This window comes from Shewanella sp. Isolate13, assembly GCF_022398325.1.
Lineage (GTDB): Bacteria > Pseudomonadota > Gammaproteobacteria > Enterobacterales > Shewanellaceae > Shewanella.
The window spans coordinates 214,376-230,995 of record NZ_JAKEVD010000003.1 but is presented as its reverse complement, the minus strand read 5'-3'; the positions used below and the strand labels follow the sequence as shown (position 1 = coordinate 230,995).

The following is a 16,620-nucleotide window of genomic DNA, read 5'->3' as shown; positions in this document are numbered from 1 at the left end:
CTCATCATTGGGTCGAGATAACGTCAGTCAGTAATTAAGCTACTGTCTCATCATTGCTTTGACTGTTATCAGGGAACTTCACTCTAAGTTGGATTAAGCGACGAGTGTCGGCGTTAATCACTTTAAACTCGATATCTTGAATCATGACTTTTTCGTCACGCTCAGGCAGATGCCCAAACGCATGAGACACCATACCACCGACAGTATCGAACTCTTCGTCACTAAACTCAGTGCCGAACTGTTCGTTGAAGTCATCAATTGGAGTCAGAGCTTTCACCATGAATACTTGTTTGCCAACTTGCTTGATTTCAGTCTCTTCAGCAGAGTCGTGGTCAAACTCGTCTTCGATATCACCTACGATCTCTTCGAGGATATCCTCAATCGTCACTAGGCCAGATACTCCGCCGTATTCATCGACAACAATTGCCATATGGTAACGTTGAGAGCGGAACTCTTTGAGTAGCACGTCAACACGTTTACTCTCAGGTACAACGACAGCAGGGCGAATTACTTGGCGTAACTCAAACGGCTTTTCGCTGTTTTTAAAGCCATACTGAAGCAAGTCTTTCGCAAGCAAAATGCCTTCGATATGATCTTTATCTTCATTGACTACTGGAAAACGAGAGTGTGCTGAACTGATCACAGTAGATAGAACTTCTTCTACTGAATCTTCAATTTGGATAGCGACAATCTGTGCACGTGGGATCATAATATCCCGTACACGTAGATCGGAAACCTCTAGAACACCTTTGATCATTTCGCGGGTGTCTTCGCTGATCACTTCACGCATCTCTGCATCGTGAATTACGTCAACCAAGTCTTCGCGATTTTGTGGTTCGCCCTGGAACAACTGACTTACTTTCTCTAACCAGCCCTTCTTGTGGGCGTTAGTACTCGGTGGGATATCGTCACTCATAGTGTTTTCTTGACTCTTTTGAGCCAATTATTGCTCCTTATAAGGATTAGTATAACCAAGGCTTTCAATGAGTTGAGTCTCTAGTGACTCCATCTCTTCAGCCTCAGAATCGTCAATATGATCATACCCTAGCAGATGGAGGCAACCATGTACAACCATGTGTGCCCAATGTGCGATTAGCGGTTTATTTTGATCAATTGCTTCTTGCTTAACAACCGCCGCACAGATCACTAAATCGCCTAGTAGCGGTAGTTCAATGCCCGGTGGTGCTTCAAACGGGAAAGACAAAACATTAGTTGGTTTATCTTTACCACGATAAGTAGAGTTTAATTCTTGGCTTTCTTCAACGTCGACGATGCGAATCGTTAATTCAGCTTCACTCATGGTATCTCTGAGTGCTGTTTTTACCCAAAGTTCAAAATCGGCTTGCGATGGTAGTTCAAAGCCTTCTACGGCGATCTGAAGATCAAGATCGATAACCGTTTGACTATCATTCATGGGTTGCGCTTTCCTGTAATTGGTATTGGCTGTCTTTATTGCCTTTACTCGATTGTGCTTTTAAGTCGAACGCTTCATAAGCCTCAACGATGCGTGCCACAACGGGGTGACGTACCACATCTTTTGCTTGGAAGAAGTTAAAACTGATCTCTTCCACTTCGCCTAGCACTTCGATTGAATGGCGTAGTCCAGACTTTTGATGCTTAGGTAAGTCTATCTGAGTGATGTCGCCTGTGATCACCGCGCGTGAATTAAAACCAATACGGGTCAGAAACATCTTCATCTGCTCTACCGTGGTATTTTGGCTTTCATCGAGGATAATAAAGGCGTCATTTAACGTGCGGCCACGCATATAAGCCAGTGGCGCGACTTCGATAACGTTACGCTCAATCAGGCGCTCTACCTTTTCGAAGCCCATCATCTCAAATAGCGCATCATAAAGCGGACGCAGATAAGGGTCGACCTTCTGGCTTAAATCGCCAGGTAGGAAGCCCAGTTTCTCACCGGCTTCAACTGCTGGGCGGGTCAGCAAAATACGGCGCACTTCTTGGCGCTCTAGTGCGTCGACAGCAGCGGCTACCGCTAAGTAAGTTTTGCCCGTACCAGCAGGACCAATACCGAAGGTAATATCGTGGGTTACGATATTACGCACATAGTCACTCTGGTTCGGGTTGCGAGGCTTGATGACACCACGCTTAGTCTTTATATATAGCTCTTTCTCGTCACGAGGCGCTTCCATATCGAGGGAAATTGCCTCTTGAATCGCGATATGCACTGCATCAGGCTCAAGATCTGGCGTGCTGCCTTTTACTGGCTGCGTTTCGATATAGAGATCTTTAAGCAAGTTGTTTGCAGTTAAGCAGTTTCGTGGCGCACCAACAATTTGAAAGTGGTTATTACGGTAGCTGATCTCAACGCCAATTCGGCGCTCTAGCTGCTTGATATTGTCATCAAACGGGCCACAAAGCGAAGCCAGTCTACGAGTGTCTGCAGGCTCTAAATACAGGTTGAGCGTTGTTAACTTGTTTGACAAAAAAACACTCCATTTATGGACGTAGGGTTATACGTTAATAGTGCTAGTTTACGAGCCATACTTAATAATTGCGAATGGTATTTTTTCGCGATGATCGAGAAGAAAAAAGCGGCATCTCAGGATGCCGCCTTTAGCGTGTTCAATCTTATAACCGTTTAAGCAGGCGTATACTGAGTCACACCTAAGTCATCACTTTGCTTATATTTAGCAGTGATGTCTGATGGGCGCAGGTCGCGACGTAAGTCCATCTCATCTTCACCACGGATAAATACACCGCGCAGCGAGTTGGTATAAACGTCAACAATCTCAACATCAACAAAACCGCCGATATGCTCAGGCGTGCCTTCAAAGTTCACTACACGGTTGTTTTCCGTGCGGCCGCGTAGTTCCATTGGGTTTTTAACCGATGGACCTTCAACTAAGATGCGTTGAACCGTACCTAACATTTGACGGCTATAACGCATAGCTTGCTGGGTAATACGGTCTTGTAGAATCGCTAGGCGCTCTTTCTTTTCATCTAAGCTCACATCGTCTGGTAGATCTGCCGCTGGCGTACCTGGGCGTGCGCTATAGATAAAGCTAAAGCTATGGTCAAACTGTACATCTTCAATCAACTTCATGGTGTCGGCAAAATCTTGCTTAGACTCACCAGGGAAGCCGATGATGAAATCTGAACTGATCTGAATGTCTGGGCGAGCCTTACGTAGACGACGGATAATCGACTTATACTCGATTGCCATGTGGCCACGTTTCATCTGAGTGAGGATTAAGTCTGAACCAGATTGTACAGGTAGGTGTAGGAAACTCACCAATTCAGGTGTGTCTTCGTACACATCAATAATGTCTTGTGTAAACTCAATTGGGTGGCTGGTGGTAAAGCGTAGACGGTCGATACCATCGATTGCCGCCACGTAACGTAAAAGCTCTGCAAAGGTACAGATCTCGTCATCGTGGGTTGCACCGCGGTAAGCGTTTACGTTTTGTCCAAGCAAGTTAACTTCACGCACGCCTTGCTCTGCCAGTTGTGCGATCTCAAGAATGATATCGTCAAGTGGACGACTCACTTCTTCACCACGGGTATAAGGCACCACACAAAAAGAGCAGTATTTACTGCAGCCTTCCATAATTGATACGAATGCACTTGGGCCTTCGGCGCGAGGCTCTGGTAAGCGGTCAAACTTTTCCACTTCAGGGAAGCTGACATCGATAACGGCTTTCTTACCTGCTCGGATCTGATCGATCATATCAGGTAGGCGGTGTAAGGTTTGTGGTCCAAAAATAAGATCCACACATTGAGCACGCTCTTTGATTGCCTTACCTTCTTGTGAGGCCACGCAACCACCAACGCCAATAATCAGCCCTGGTTTCTTATCTTTTAATGTTTTCCAACGCCCTAGCTGATGAAAAACCTTTTCCTGTGCTTTCTCACGGATAGAACAGGTGTTAAGTAGCAGTACGTCAGCTTCTTCGGCTTCGTCTGTTAGTGTGTAACCTTCGTATTCGTCAAGAAGATCAGCCATCTTTGAAGAGTCATACTCATTCATTTGACAGCCCCAAGTTTTAATATGGAGTTTTTTACTCATCAGTCTGTATCACTCTAGAAGCACCGAAAAAATAGCGCGACATTTTAACGCCTAAGTTAGCCTGTGGCTAGCATTTAGCCGTTATTAAAGTGAAATTATTCAGCCGATTTTAATGTCTTTGAACTTATTAAGGTTTTGTTTGGCTCGCTCGCCTTGGATAGTTCGTTAGTCATCACGCCATGTTCCTTAGCCATTTGCATGCTGCTTAACCGAGCTTGTATTTGAATATCCATTAGAACCTGCTGGTTAAAGGCCTGTAAAGTCTCGGTTGTATATTGATATAGTGCATACTCAAAAGGCGTTCTGAAGGTCACGGTGATGCGTTCCATTTGACTGTCAGCGTCAGCGGTATGGCCAATACTTGGTAGCATCGATGCTATTAATAGCGTGGCACAGGTAAGTGTTTTCATAATTTTCTCACTCATTCCAATAAGGATGTATCCATTTGACAGTTTGAGTGTATGGCATGGTTTGGATCTTGCCTTTGCTGTTTGTAAGCAGGTGTGAGGATATTCGAGTTCAGACACATTTATATACGTTAGAGTCGAATATGACATCAAACGACATACTTTAGCGGAGCTTGGTTTACATATTCTTAGAATAAATCCGGCTTGCTTCAAAATAGTACAAACTTTCTTATATAAAGCCTCAATATCGATACCTTTTAAGTGTAAACTCTGAGCCGAAAAGTGAGCTTAGTTGTCAGGAGACAGGTAACAGTGGAACAGACGAATAGTAAAGACAGTCTATATGATGCGGTTGTTGTTGGCGGTGGTATGGTCGGCGCGGCAACCGCAATAGGTCTTGGCCAACTTGGATTAAAGGTGGCAATTGTTGAAGCGTTTGCTCCAAACCCCTATGACAGTGAACAACCTTTGGATCTGCGTGTTTCCGCCATCAGCGCTGCATCGGAATCTTTGCTTGATCGCCTTGGCGCTTTGGCTGGGCTCGATTCGATGCGTAAAGTTGCCTATAAAGGCCTAGAAACTTGGGAAATGGATGGCTGTATTACCCGTTTTCACAGCGAGCAAATCGGTGCCACGCACTTAGGTCATATTGTTGAAAACCGCCTGATCCAACTCTCTCTTTGGCAGCGGATGGAGCAGTTAGAGAACATTAGGTTGTTTTGCCCGGTAAAAATTGCAGAGATGTCACGCAAACCATTTCAAGACTCAATAGAGGTTACGCTTGATAATGGTGAGGCATTGCAGGCTCGTCTACTTATCGGCGCCGATGGTGCTAACTCTATGGTTCGCCAATGGGCAAACATTGGCATTACAGCGTGGGATTATGCTCAGTCAGCTATGTTGATTAATATCGAAACCGCATGTGGTGAGCAAGATGTCACTTGGCAACAGTTTACACCCAGTGGTCCCCGCTCTTTACTGCCACTACCGGGCAATAATGCTTCATTAGTTTGGTATGATGATGCCAATAGAATTGCGCAACTTAGCCAACTCAATAATTCAGCATTAAAAGCGCAAATTGATCAATATTTCCCGCAGCGATTAGAGCGTGACTTTAGTGTTATCAATAAGGCGAGTTTTAAACTGACTCGCCGCCATGCACAGACTTATTACCAGAATAACTTAGTGATCCTTGGTGATGCTGCCCATACCATCAACCCGTTAGCAGGGCAGGGAGTTAACTTAGGCTTTAAAGATGTCGATGCCTTGATTAGCACGATTGCAGGTCATCTCGAAGATAAAACTGGCTGGTGGCAAAAGCCTGTCTTAGCCGAGTATCAAAAGAGTCGTTACCGAGATAACCTGTTGATGATGTCGACCATGGATCTGTTTTATGCAGGCTTTAGTAATGACATATTGCCGCTAAAACTACTACGTAATGGCGCTCTCAAGCTGGCGAATATCGACACACCAATAAAGAAACAGGTACTGAAGTACGCAATGGGCTTTTAAGTTAGAGTCGTTTCTTAAAGAGAATAACCGAATGCTGAGCATTCGGTTTTTTTTGGGGTATTGATCGACTTGCTGTTTTGCATTGGGGGATGGGAGTAAAGCTAGGGGCGAAAATGGGCTGGTTCAGTACAGTGAAAAGTGTAAATTTGCGTATAATTTGTTGGCAGGCTATTTGAGTGCTAAAATGTCGCGTTTTTAATTTTGCTGCTGGCTGATTGGCTCGGCGACAAAACCTAAGTTAGGTAATAACAGACTGGTACTATGAGCAATATAAAACTGATAGTTGGGCTTGCAAACCCCGGCGCACAGTATGAACGGACTCGCCATAATGCAGGTGCGTGGTACGTTGAGGAACTCGCTAGAGTCTGTGGTGCCACGTTAACATTAGACAGCAAATACTTTGGCATGACGGCAAGAGTGACGCTGCATGGTAAAGATGTTCGTCTATTAATTCCGACGACCTTTATGAATTTAAGTGGTAAGTCGGTTGGTGCGTTAGCGAATTTTTTCCGCATCGCACCAGAAGAGATATTAGTTGCACACGATGAGCTAGATATGCCACCGGGTGTTGCAAAGTTTAAGTTGGGCGGTGGTCATGGTGGTCATAACGGTCTTAAAGATATCATTGCAAAATTAGCTAATGATAAAGGCTTTTATCGACTGCGGATCGGCATAGGCCATCCTGGCGATAAGAGTCAGGTGAGCAATTATGTGCTGAGTAAAGCCTCTCCAACGGATCAAGAGCTGATGGACGCCGCAGTTGATGAAGCGGTACGTTCGACAGAGGTCTTGTTCAACCAAGATATGGCAAAGGCGATGCATAGACTGCATTCTTTTAAAGCTTAAACAAGTGCTTGGAGCGAAGCTCCAAGTCATTCATTGATATAAAGGTAACAATATGGGTTTCAAATGTGGCATCGTAGGCCTGCCAAACGTTGGTAAATCAACACTCTTCAACGCACTAACGAAAGCTGGTATCGAAGCGTCAAACTTCCCGTTCTGTACAATTGAACCTAATACTGGCGTTGTTCCTGTACCGGATCCACGTTTAGACGCATTGGCTGAAATTGTGAAGCCTGAGCGTGTATTGGCTACAACGATGGAGTTTGTGGATATCGCTGGTCTAGTTGCTGGCGCATCTAAAGGTGAAGGTCTAGGTAACAAGTTCCTAGCTAACATCCGTGAAACCGATGCGATTGGCCATGTTGTTCGTTGTTTTGAAGACGATAACATTGTTCACGTAGCGAACAAGGTGTCACCTGCAAGTGATATCGAAGTAATTAACACCGAGCTTGCACTAGCCGACCTAGATTCATGTGAGCGTGCAATTACACGTCAGGCAAAGCGTGCTAAAGGCGGTGACGCTGATGCTAAGTTTGAAGTGAGCGTGCTTGAAAAAATGCGTCCAGTGTTAGACGAAGGCAAAATGCTACGTTCAATGGAGCTAACTAAAGAAGAGCTGGCGGCAGTTGGTTACTTAAACTTCCTAACGTTAAAGCCAACCATGTACATCGCTAACGTATCTGAAGATGGTTTTGAAAATAACCCTCATCTAGATACCGTAAAGGCTATTGCTGCTGAAGAAAACGCAGTAGTTGTTGCAGTATGTGCGGCAATTGAGTCTGAGCTTGCCGAGATGGACGCAGAAGACCGTGAAGAGTTCATGGCCGATCTAGGTTTAGAAGAGCCTGGTCTTGATCGCGTTATTCGTGCTGGTTACGATCTACTAAGCCTACAAACTTACTTTACCGCTGGTGTTAAAGAAGTACGTGCTTGGACTGTTCGTGTTGGAGCGAGTGCCCCACAGGCTGCTGGTGTTATTCATACTGACTTCGAGCGTGGCTTTATCCGTGCACAGGTTATGTCTTATGAAGATTTCATTACTTATAAAGGTGAAGCCGGCGCGAAAGAAGCAGGTAAGCTTCGCGTAGAAGGTAAGACTTATACCGTAAAAGATGGCGATGTAATGCATTTCCTATTTAACGTATAAGCTTGACGCTACCTTGATAATAAACGGCGACTTATTATAGTCGCCGTTTTTGTATCTAGGCCTTGAACAAACACCGGCCTATGACATTGCCTGATAGTGATTGGTATAAGTTGCTTGGTTTTCGTAAGTTAGGCGGATCCAAAGCGGGGGATTTTGACAGAATAAGACGTGGTCTAGGTGTGTAAGGCCACTGTTGCAGGTCAGTTTGTGAGTAAAAACTGCTAAAATTCTCTGACAAAAGGCGCTTTTTTGAATGTCTGTTGCTCAGTTTGGTGAAGTTATCGCCTAACAATGCTTTTTCGGTAAATTTGCGAAAAAAAGCAGTTGACCTGATTACCCCGAATAAGCATAATACGCCCCGTTCCCCAGACTGGGGGGCGAAAAAGAAAGATGGCAATGTAGCTCAGCTGGTTAGAGCACAGCACTCATAATGCTGGGGTCGCAGGTTCAAGTCCCGCCATTGCTACCATCTTCTTTAGTCAACTTAGTTGGCACCATCTTAATCGAGATGTAAAAACAGATGTTGTGCGGGAGTGGTGGAATTGGTAGACACGCCAGATTTAGGTTCTGGTGCCGCAAGGTGTGAGAGTTCAAGTCTCTCTTCCCGTACCATTTAATTTAAGTGATGAGCTTAGGCTTGTTACTGAAAGCAAGATTTTTGGGGTATCGCCAAGCGGTAAGGCACCGGGTTTTGATCTCGGCATTCCCAGGTTCAAATCCTGGTACCCCAGCCATCTTTGGCAATGTAGCTCAGCTGGTTAGAGCACAGCACTCATAATGCTGGGGTCGCAGGTTCAAGTCCCGCCATTGCTACCATCTTTCTAGATGTAAACTAGAGTCATCTTAATCAGGATGTAAAACTTGATCTTGTGTGAGAGTGGTGGCTGTTGAGGTTAGACATGTCACGTTTGAACACCATCTTAATCAAGATGTAAAAAAGGTTTAGTTTGAGAGTGGTGGATGTTGAGGTTAGACATACTACATTTTTGAACGCCATCTTAATCAAGATGTAAAAACAGATGCAGTGCGGGAGTGGTGGAATTGGTAGACACGCCAGATTTAGGTTCTGGTGCCGCAAGGTGTGAGAGTTCAAGTCTCTCTTCCCGTACCATTATTCAACATGACGAGCTAAGGCTTGTTATGTATAAAAAGATCGATTGGGGTATCGCCAAGCGGTAAGGCACCGGGTTTTGATCTCGGCATTCCCAGGTTCAAATCCTGGTACCCCAGCCATCTTTGGCAATGTAGCTCAGCTGGTTAGAGCACAGCACTCATAATGCTGGGGTCGCAGGTTCAAGTCCCGCCATTGCTACCATCTTTTTCTAGATGTAAACTAGAAGCATCTTAATCTAGATGTAAAAATCGATTTTGTGTGAGAGTGGTGGCTGTTGAGGTTAGACTCGCCATGCTAGAACACCATCTTAATCGAGATGTAAAACTAGATGCAGTGCGGGAGTGGTGGAATTGGTAGACACGCCAGATTTAGGTTCTGGTGCCGCAAGGTGTGAGAGTTCAAGTCTCTCTTCCCGTACCATTATTTAGCATGGCTAGCTTAGGCTGGTTATGCGCAAGAAAGATTGATTGGGGTATCGCCAAGCGGTAAGGCACCGGGTTTTGATCTCGGCATTCCCAGGTTCAAATCCTGGTACCCCAGCCATTTTTTAAGGTTGAGTTATTGACCTACCTTGATAGACGATAGACTAATGTCTTAAACTAACAAGGTGAAGCGAGGCGACTTGCAGTAAAATTCGATGCGGGAGTGGTGGAATTGGTAGACACGCCAGATTTAGGTTCTGGTGCCGCAAGGTGTGAGAGTTCAAGTCTCTCCTCCCGTACCATCGAATTAAACAAGATTTATTGGGGTATCGCCAAGCGGTAAGGCACCGGGTTTTGATCTCGGCATTCCCAGGTTCAAATCCTGGTACCCCAGCCATTTTTTGTATCATCTTTTTCTAGATGTAAACTAGAAGCATCTTAATCTAGATGTAAAACTAGATGCAGTGCGGGAGTGGTGGAATTGGTAGACACGCCAGATTTAGGTTCTGGTGCCGCAAGGTGTGAGAGTTCAAGTCTCTCTTCCCGTACCATTTATTTACATGATGAGCCAAGGCTTGTTATGAGTTAGAAAGTTTGATTGGGGTATCGCCAAGCGGTAAGGCACCGGGTTTTGATCTCGGCATTCCCAGGTTCGAATCCTGGTACCCCAGCCATATACCAAAAAGCCCATCTTCGGATGGGCTTTTTGTTTTCTGCATTTCTATTCTTAGCTTCGATGCTGATCTTCTCCTATTTTTCTTTGCACTCTTATAATACCAATCCGCATAAAGATTTGGTCACCATTCTGGAGCGTTTTTGACTGCCTACTTCTGCGTTGAAAAGCTTCACAAGGGAACAAGTATACTTTCAGTTATTCGCCTTGAATGAGTTTGCCAAAAAATGTTATGAGTTGATCAACTTCTTATATTGATTGGTATAAGTTCATCACTGCTGGTTAAAATCTGTGCTAGGATTCTGCTTTATCATTTCAAGGAGTGAATACTATGAGGCCTTTAGTCGCCTTATCTCTAGGGTGTTTGTTGTCAGCGAGTTGTGCCGTTCAAGCCGCACCAACGACACTTGAAATCAACGACAAGATCAAGCCTAAGTCTTCTGATCGTTACATTAGGGCGGTTCATAAAGAAATTGAAACCGGAACTAATGATCTTGATAAAATCCGTTATGGGATCTTAGAGGGGATGTTGACCACCAAAGGTTTCGCTTGGGTTTATCAAGGCGAGGGAGATGGTTACATCTTGGCGCGGTTCGACTACCGTGGCGATACCAATGTGATGCGAATAGAGTATGACCAGTCTTTGGTACAACTTAAATATCATGATGCGCTTGGCGATTATGTGTGTAAGAAGCTGGTAGACGATATCTGCTATAAGAACAGCCGAGGTTATTACAACTACATTAAAAACCTTAGAAATAGCATCAGCAAGCAACTGTCACGGTTTTAAACACGTTAAGGATATCTAGATGAGAAAAATCATAGCAGGTCTGCTAGTAAGCTGTATTGGAGTCATGACTGTTACGGCTAGTGAGCTGAAACTTTATCAAGACCCGATCCCTTACGGTACCTATATAACAGACTTAGATAGTATGCTGACTGATGCGGTTAAACGTAATCATTGGGTATTTAGCAAAGATGAATCTGGTATTAGATACGCAAATTTAGATTATAAGACCTATAAGATAACAACGGAGCTGATGGTAAAGGATAACAGCGTTGCCGTTAAGTTTATCAGTGCAGAGCGTCCAGATTGTGGCAAGAAGAGCTGTAAAGTCGATATGGGCAAGGTTGATGGCTGGCTGGTTAAACTACGCCGTAGTATTGCCTATGACATTACACTAGCGGTAAGAGACGATGCCCTGAAGCGTAGGTTTGTTGAGTAGTAATGACTGAAAACGGTAATTTGTTGGCATAAAAAAAACGCACTCAAAGGAGTGCGTTTTTCATCTCTATCTTGCCGGACTAGCTCTTAGCATTGGCTATGAATTAGTGCTTGAACATTGCAGAGATTGACTCTTCGTTGCTTACACGGCGAATCGCTTCAGCCATAACTGTAGACATAGTCAATTGAGATACTTTGTCTAGAGCCGCAATTTCAGGGCTTAGTGGGATAGTGTCGGTTACGATAACTTCATCGATTACAGACTCAGCGATGTTCTTAGCTGCATTGCCAGAGAAAACTGGGTGAGTTGCGTAAGCGAATACGCGGTTTGCACCGTGCTCTTTCAGTGCTTCAGCTGCTTTACATAGCGTGCCACCAGTATCGATCATGTCATCAACGATGATGCAATCACGCCCTTGAACGTCACCAATGATATGCATTACTTGAGCAACGTTCGCCTGTGGGCGACGCTTATCAATAATTGCTAAGTCTGAATCATCGAGTAACTTAGCGACTGCACGAGCGCGTACAACACCACCGATGTCAGGAGAAACAACTACAGGGTTTTCTAGGTTCTTCGCTAACATGTCTTCTAGCAGTACTGGGCTACCGAATACGTTATCAACTGGAACGTCGAAGAAACCTTGGATTTGCTCAGCGTGTAGATCACATGTCAATACGCGGTCAACACCAACGCTTGATAAGAAATCTGCAACAACTTTAGCAGTGATAGGTACACGAGCACTACGAACACGACGGTCCTGACGCGCGTAACCAAAGTAAGGAATAACTGCTGTAATACGACCAGCTGATGCACGACGAAGCGCGTCAACCATAACGATAAGTTCCATTAGGTTATCGTTAGTAGGAGCGCAAGTAGATTGAATGATGAACACATCCGCACCACGTACATTTTCATTAATTTGGACACTGATTTCGCCGTCACTGAAAACGCCTACTTCCGCGTCTCCAAGTTTACAAAATAGACGATCGGCTATCTTCTTAGCGAGACTAGGTGTAGCGTTACCGGCAAAAAGTTTAATGTCAGGCACTGTAGGAACCTCAGGCGTATGCTTCATGATTGTGGCTGGGATTAATCGTATCCCAGAGAGTGGTTAACACTGAGTTAATCTCAGCATTAACGGCGATTTATTTGCCCCTTTCGCGACAAAGCCTTGTATTGATGCAGGCAATTTCGCCAATACATCTTTAGCTTGTTGCTCCTGTTCGAATTGACCAAAAACACATGCTCCTGTTCCGGTCATTCTGGACGGCGCATATTCTAGCAGCCAGTCTAAGGTTTTGGCAACTTGAGGGTAGCGTTTTGCGACTAATCTTTGACAGTCATTTTGCCAAGGGCTGTTCATTAATGACTCTAGACTTAACTTTGGTGTGCTTCGAGGTAGATCGGGGTCTTGAAATACTTCCGCTGTAGAAACATGCACCTGAGGCACTAACACCAGATACCAAGGCTGGGCTGGCTCAACGTTTTGTAGTTTTTCACCCACACCTTCGGCAAAGGCCGCAAAACCATTAATAAAAACAGGAACATCCGCACCTAGCTTTAATCCTAGTTCGCAAAGTTCCGTTGTGGATAGCCCTGTTTGCCAAAGTTGATTAAGGGCGACCAATGTTGTTGCCGCATCGGAGGAGCCGCCGCCGAGACCGCCGCCCATTGGTAGGCGTTTATCGAGCCAAATTTCAGCGCCAAGTTGACAATTTGTTCGTTGTTGCAGTGATTTTGCGGCTCTGAGAATTAAGTTATCGCTGTCAGCAACAACTGCCGACATATTCGAATGTAATTTCAGGGTTGGCTTATCTAACACTTTAAAATCTAGGTAGTCACAATGCTCAACGAATTGAAACAGAGTTTGCAGCTCGTGATAGCCATCGCTGCGTCGAGCATTGATATGCAGAAACAGGTTGAGTTTAGCCGGTGCGGGCCAGCCTAAAGAAAGTGGCGCTGTCATAAAGAATTCTCGGTTTGTGACGCCAGCTTAATAAGCGTCGTATCTTGTGGAGCTAAAGCCTGCCACTGGTTGAGTTGTAGTTTTAAGCGTACGTCTCCACGTCGTAGATTAAGTAAACGTGGGACTTCGGCACCGCTTTGCACCTGCCAGCTCTTAAAGTCCACTTCCCAGGGAGGGAGTTGCTCAGAGTTAACCAGCTTCGCGGGACGACCTTGGGCGTCTTTAGCCATCAATTTGTCGCCCACTGTTAATTGGCCTGTGATCCAAAGTGGTAGTGAGTCAATCGGTATTGACCAACCCGAGACTCGGGTAAGAAGACGTTGAGGGTCGCTATCTGTGTAGGTCCGGCCATCGACTTCCAGCGTGGCTTCGCCGGCTCGACTCTGTAGCGATAAAACTGTCGTACCCAGCATAGTCGTCAGCTTTAGCTCATCATGCGTAGGGCTATGGAGCCAATATAGATTAGTGCTGAACTTGTCTTGGGGGGTTCTCACCGCAAGCTTACCCTGCATCTCCCATGCGCCAGCCTGCTGCACTTTGTTAACAGAGACGGGAACGAGGTTGTCTGGTATGGTTGTTGAGCAACCACTAACTAAAAGAGTGCCCAGCATCACCCAAAGATAAGTGTTTTTTGTGATACGTCTCAAATTATTCATCTATTACTGATATAAAAGAGCCCTTATGATACGAGGGGTTGGATGATTTACCAATGCCCATATGCAAAAATATAAATTTATACAATGCTCAATGTCGTTAATGCGTGACATAACTATATATGAATAGTTAAAAAAGTGATGCTAATTGAAAAAATGGGTAAGAACAGAGATTATTATTCGGTTTTGTTAAGCGTATTCTGTTTTTAACAATACCAATTCAGTAGAATGGCACCAATAAATGAGATGCCCAAGAGTCCAGAACGAGTCAAATGAGCCTTGTAGCAATCGGAATTAACCATAAAACGGCCACGGTCGATCTGCGAGAAAAAGTCGCATTCGGTCCAGATAAAATTCATGATGCCATGAAGAGTCTAGCTGCTAGTACTCAATCAGGCGAAGCCGTCATCATCTCCACCTGTAATCGTACAGAACTTTACTGTAACAACAGTGAAGCTGCTGACGTTGTTGCCTGGTTGGAGGATTACCATCAACTTTCCCACGAAGACGTTGAGCCTTGTCTATACCAATATAAAGGTCAGGAAGCGGTCAAACATTTGATGCGCGTCTCTGCTGGACTCGATTCACTCATTTTGGGCGAACCGCAAATTCTCGGTCAAGTGAAGCAATCTTTTGTGAAAGCGAAAGAGGCGGGCACCGTTGCGACCACAATGGACAGGTTGTTTCAAAATACCTTTTCTGTGGCTAAAAAGATCCGTACCGAAACCGAGATTGGCGCCGCCGCCGTCTCTGTGGCATTTGCCGCCGTCAGCATGGCTAAGCATATTTTCTCATCACTCAGTACGACTCAGGTATTATTAGTCGGTGCGGGTGAGACTATTGAGCTTGTTGCGCGCCACCTAAAAGACAATGGTGTTAAAACCATGGTGGTTGCAAACCGTACCGTTTCACGTGCGGAAGCTATGTGTGATGAGTTCGGTGCGACAGCAATTACACTAGAACAGATCCCAGATTTTCTCCCTAAGGCCGATATCGTGATATCCTCTACGGCTAGCCCATTACCAATTCTTGGTAAAGGCATGGTAGAAAAAGCGCTTAAGCAGCGTCGTCATCAACCTATGTTATTGGTTGATATAGCAGTTCCTCGAGATATCGAGGCCGAAGTCGCGGATTTAGATGATGCATTCCTCTATACCGTGGATGACCTACAAAGCATTATTGAACAGAATATGGCGTCTCGAAGAGAGGCCGCCGAGCAAGCAGAATTAATTGCAGAAGATCAAGCTTATCAATTTATGGAATGGATCCGCTCCCTAGAGTCGGTAGACAGCATCCGTGAATATCGCACTCAAAGTATGGCGATTAAAGATGAGCTGGTAGAGCGAGCGGTCAACAAGTTGGCCCAAGGCGGTAATAGTGAGCAGGTCTTGCTAGAGCTAGCCAATAAGCTTACCAACAAACTGATCCATGCGCCGACACAAGCGCTTACCGCTGCGAGTCGACAAGGGGACCTGAATTCTCTTGGACAATTAAGAGCTGTGCTTGGACTAGATAAAGACTAAGGTTAGCGTTTTAATGAAGGACAGTGTGATTCGTAAGCTTGAAGGCTTACTTGAACGTAATGAAGAAGTGTTGGCGTTACTGAGCGATGCAAGCATTATTGCCGATCAGGAGCGTTTCCGCGCCTTGTCTAAAGAGTATTCTCAACTTGAAGATGTGGTAAAGGCTTTTAAGTCTTACCAACAAGCCGAAGAAGACTTTGAGTCGGCTAAAGAGATGATGGAAGAGGATGATCCAGATCTAAAAGAGATGGCTCAGGAAGAATATAAAGCGGCTAAAGAAGCTATTGTAACTCTTGAAGCCGAATTGCAGATCTTACTACTTCCGAAAGATCCTAACGATGATAATAACTGCTTTATCGAGATCCGCGCGGGTGCGGGTGGCGATGAGGCAGCGATTTTTGCCGGTGATCTGTTCCGCATGTACAGTAAATATGCTGAAAGTAAGCGCTGGCAAATTGAAGTTATGAACACCAACGAAGGTGAGCATGGCGGCTTTAAAGAAGTGATTGCGAAGATCAGTGGTGACGGTGTTTACGGTAAGTTGAAATTCGAGTCAGGCGGACACCGTGTACAGCGCGTACCTGAAACAGAATCACAAGGCCGCGTGCATACTTCAGCCTGTACTGTGATTGTACTGCCTGAGATCCCAGAAGCCGAAGCGATTGAAATTAACAAAGCCGATCTTAAGGTTGATACTTTCCGCGCATCAGGTGCGGGTGGTCAGCACGTGAACAAAACCGACTCTGCGATTCGTATTACCCATATTCCAACGGGTATCGTTGTTGAGTGTCAGGATCAGCGTTCACAGCATAAGAACCGTGCTCAGGCGATGAGTGTTCTGTCTGCGCGTATTCAAGCGGTAGAAGACGAGAAGCGTCGTAGTGCAGAAGAAAGCACTCGCCGTAACTTAGTTACCAGTGGTGATCGTTCGGAGCGTATTCGTACCTATAACTTCCCACAAGGACGAGTGAGTGAGCACCGAATCAACTTAACTCTGTACCGCTTAGGCGAATTTATGGAAGGTGACATCGATTGCGTTATCGAGCCGCTTATCCAAGAAAACCAGGCGGATATGCTTGCAGCACTAGGTGAAGGTTAAGC

At 45.2% G+C, this 16,620-nt stretch carries 15 protein-coding genes and 13 tRNA genes; 20 read left to right on the top strand and 8 right to left on the bottom strand.

From position 1 onward, the window contains the following. Window positions 1-34: 34 nt before the first annotated feature. The 5 genes from corC to L1D44_RS03455 all read right to left on the bottom strand — a co-directional run bounded on the left by corC (window position 35) and on the right by L1D44_RS03455 (window position 4,440). Complete coding sequence (gene corC, locus L1D44_RS03475; protein WP_239888849.1) at window positions 35-916, bottom strand: CNNM family magnesium/cobalt transport protein CorC; 882 nt, start codon at window positions 914-916, stop codon at window positions 35-37. Between the two features lie 27 nt (window positions 917-943). Further along, entirely contained in the window at window positions 944-1,414 is a 471-nt protein-coding gene (ybeY, locus tag L1D44_RS03470; RefSeq protein ID WP_239888823.1) for an rRNA maturation RNase YbeY, read from the bottom strand. Continuing rightward, on the bottom strand, window positions 1,407-2,447 hold the full coding sequence (locus tag L1D44_RS03465; RefSeq protein ID WP_239888822.1) for a PhoH family protein: 1,041 nt from the start codon (window positions 2,445-2,447) through the stop codon (window positions 1,407-1,409). Before L1D44_RS03465 ends, ybeY begins: the two co-directional genes overlap by 8 nt. Window positions 2,448-2,602: 155 nt before the next feature. Beyond that, window positions 2,603-4,030 carry a tRNA (N6-isopentenyl adenosine(37)-C2)-methylthiotransferase MiaB gene (gene miaB, locus L1D44_RS03460; protein ID WP_239888821.1) on the bottom strand — a complete coding sequence of 476 codons (1,428 nt, stop codon included), beginning with the start codon at window positions 4,028-4,030 and terminating at the stop codon, window positions 2,603-2,605. 95 nt (window positions 4,031-4,125) lie between these two features. After that, window positions 4,126-4,440 (bottom strand): hypothetical protein, encoded by a 315-nt coding sequence (locus L1D44_RS03455; RefSeq protein WP_239888820.1) that lies wholly within the window; start codon window positions 4,438-4,440, stop codon window positions 4,126-4,128. Between the two features lie 309 nt (window positions 4,441-4,749). Between L1D44_RS03455 and L1D44_RS03450 the strand changes: the two genes are divergently transcribed. The 18 genes from L1D44_RS03450 (at window position 4,750) to L1D44_RS03365 (ending at window position 11,374) form a co-directional block, all read left to right on the top strand. Next, window positions 4,750-5,949: an FAD-dependent monooxygenase gene (locus L1D44_RS03450; protein ID WP_239888819.1), complete on the top strand. Its 1,200-nt coding sequence runs from the start codon at window positions 4,750-4,752 to the stop codon at window positions 5,947-5,949. Between the two features lie 261 nt (window positions 5,950-6,210). After that, the gene (gene pth, locus L1D44_RS03445; protein WP_012278289.1) at window positions 6,211-6,795 is read left to right on the top strand and encodes an aminoacyl-tRNA hydrolase; all 585 of its coding nucleotides are present in this window, start codon (window positions 6,211-6,213) and stop codon (window positions 6,793-6,795) included. A gap of 52 nt (window positions 6,796-6,847) precedes the next feature. Beyond that, window positions 6,848-7,939, top strand: a complete 1,092-nt coding sequence (ychF, locus tag L1D44_RS03440; RefSeq protein WP_220770613.1) for a redox-regulated ATPase YchF — start codon at window positions 6,848-6,850, stop codon at window positions 7,937-7,939. 392 nt (window positions 7,940-8,331) lie between these two features. Beyond that, a tRNA-Met gene (locus L1D44_RS03435) sits at window positions 8,332-8,408 on the top strand. A 58-nt stretch (window positions 8,409-8,466) separates the two neighbouring features. Then, window positions 8,467-8,551: transfer RNA gene (locus tag L1D44_RS03430), tRNA-Leu, on the top strand. 47 nt (window positions 8,552-8,598) lie between these two features. After that, window positions 8,599-8,673, top strand: a tRNA-Gln gene (locus tag L1D44_RS03425). A gap of 5 nt (window positions 8,674-8,678) precedes the next feature. Beyond that, window positions 8,679-8,755 (top strand) — tRNA-Met (locus tag L1D44_RS03420). Window positions 8,756-8,965: 210 nt separating this feature from the next. Further along, window positions 8,966-9,050 (top strand) — tRNA-Leu (locus L1D44_RS03415). 47 nt (window positions 9,051-9,097) lie between these two features. Then, window positions 9,098-9,172, top strand: a tRNA-Gln gene (locus L1D44_RS03410). 5 nt (window positions 9,173-9,177) lie between these two features. Beyond that, window positions 9,178-9,254, top strand: a tRNA-Met gene (locus L1D44_RS03405). Window positions 9,255-9,388: 134 nt separating this feature from the next. After that, window positions 9,389-9,473: transfer RNA gene (locus L1D44_RS03400), tRNA-Leu, on the top strand. A gap of 48 nt (window positions 9,474-9,521) precedes the next feature. Beyond that, window positions 9,522-9,596, top strand: a tRNA-Gln gene (locus L1D44_RS03395). Between the two features lie 96 nt (window positions 9,597-9,692). Next, a tRNA-Leu gene (locus L1D44_RS03390) sits at window positions 9,693-9,777 on the top strand. A gap of 20 nt (window positions 9,778-9,797) precedes the next feature. Then, window positions 9,798-9,872 (top strand) — tRNA-Gln (locus tag L1D44_RS03385). 69 nt (window positions 9,873-9,941) lie between these two features. Beyond that, a tRNA-Leu gene (locus L1D44_RS03380) sits at window positions 9,942-10,026 on the top strand. 48 nt (window positions 10,027-10,074) lie between these two features. After that, a tRNA-Gln gene (locus L1D44_RS03375) sits at window positions 10,075-10,149 on the top strand. Between the two features lie 330 nt (window positions 10,150-10,479). Beyond that, window positions 10,480-10,938 (top strand): hypothetical protein, encoded by a 459-nt coding sequence (locus L1D44_RS03370; RefSeq protein ID WP_239888818.1) that lies wholly within the window; start codon window positions 10,480-10,482, stop codon window positions 10,936-10,938. Window positions 10,939-10,957: 19 nt separating this feature from the next. Further along, the gene (locus L1D44_RS03365; RefSeq protein ID WP_239888817.1) at window positions 10,958-11,374 is read left to right on the top strand and encodes a hypothetical protein; all 417 of its coding nucleotides are present in this window, start codon (window positions 10,958-10,960) and stop codon (window positions 11,372-11,374) included. 103 nt (window positions 11,375-11,477) lie between these two features. Here the strand turns inward: L1D44_RS03365 and L1D44_RS03360 are convergent, their stop codons facing one another. From L1D44_RS03360 to lolB, 3 genes are all read right to left on the bottom strand, one after another. After that, window positions 11,478-12,425, bottom strand: coding sequence for a ribose-phosphate pyrophosphokinase (locus tag L1D44_RS03360; RefSeq protein WP_028769213.1), 948 nt, complete (start codon window positions 12,423-12,425; stop codon window positions 11,478-11,480). A gap of 63 nt (window positions 12,426-12,488) precedes the next feature. Beyond that, on the bottom strand, window positions 12,489-13,343 hold the full coding sequence (gene ispE / locus L1D44_RS03355; protein ID WP_239888816.1) for a 4-(cytidine 5'-diphospho)-2-C-methyl-D-erythritol kinase: 855 nt from the start codon (window positions 13,341-13,343) through the stop codon (window positions 12,489-12,491). Beyond that, window positions 13,340-13,999 carry a lipoprotein insertase outer membrane protein LolB gene (gene lolB, locus L1D44_RS03350; RefSeq protein WP_239888815.1) on the bottom strand — a complete coding sequence of 220 codons (660 nt, stop codon included), beginning with the start codon at window positions 13,997-13,999 and terminating at the stop codon, window positions 13,340-13,342. Before lolB ends, ispE begins: the two co-directional genes overlap by 4 nt. A 269-nt stretch (window positions 14,000-14,268) precedes the next feature. Here lolB and hemA point away from each other — a divergent pair, with 269 nt between their 5' ends. Together hemA and prfA are read left to right on the top strand one after the other, a co-directional pair. Further along, window positions 14,269-15,519, top strand: coding sequence for a glutamyl-tRNA reductase (gene hemA, locus L1D44_RS03345; RefSeq protein ID WP_220770618.1), 1,251 nt, complete (start codon window positions 14,269-14,271; stop codon window positions 15,517-15,519). A 13-nt stretch (window positions 15,520-15,532) separates the two neighbouring features. Continuing rightward, complete coding sequence (gene prfA / locus L1D44_RS03340; protein ID WP_220770619.1) at window positions 15,533-16,618, top strand: peptide chain release factor 1; 1,086 nt, start codon at window positions 15,533-15,535, stop codon at window positions 16,616-16,618. Window positions 16,619-16,620: the final 2 nt, after the last annotated feature.

Coding starts and splice junctions, on each gene's coding strand:
- corC (WP_239888849.1), bottom strand. CDS start 916: ATGAGTGACGATATCCCACCGAGTACTAACGCCCACAAGAAGGGCTGG.
- ybeY (WP_239888823.1), bottom strand. CDS start 1,414: ATGAATGATAGTCAAACGGTTATCGATCTTGATCTTCAGATCGCCGTA.
- miaB (WP_239888821.1), bottom strand. CDS start 4,030: ATGAGTAAAAAACTCCATATTAAAACTTGGGGCTGTCAAATGAATGAG.
- L1D44_RS03455 (WP_239888820.1), bottom strand. CDS start 4,440: ATGAAAACACTTACCTGTGCCACGCTATTAATAGCATCGATGCTACCA.
- pth (WP_012278289.1), top strand. CDS start 6,211: ATGAGCAATATAAAACTGATAGTTGGGCTTGCAAACCCCGGCGCACAG.
- ychF (WP_220770613.1), top strand. CDS start 6,848: ATGGGTTTCAAATGTGGCATCGTAGGCCTGCCAAACGTTGGTAAATCA.
- L1D44_RS03370 (WP_239888818.1), top strand. CDS start 10,480: ATGAGGCCTTTAGTCGCCTTATCTCTAGGGTGTTTGTTGTCAGCGAGT.
- L1D44_RS03365 (WP_239888817.1), top strand. CDS start 10,958: ATGAGAAAAATCATAGCAGGTCTGCTAGTAAGCTGTATTGGAGTCATG.
- ispE (WP_239888816.1), bottom strand. CDS start 13,343: ATGACAGCGCCACTTTCTTTAGGCTGGCCCGCACCGGCTAAACTCAAC.
- lolB (WP_239888815.1), bottom strand. CDS start 13,999: ATGAATAATTTGAGACGTATCACAAAAAACACTTATCTTTGGGTGATG.
- hemA (WP_220770618.1), top strand. CDS start 14,269: ATGAGCCTTGTAGCAATCGGAATTAACCATAAAACGGCCACGGTCGAT.
- prfA (WP_220770619.1), top strand. CDS start 15,533: ATGAAGGACAGTGTGATTCGTAAGCTTGAAGGCTTACTTGAACGTAAT.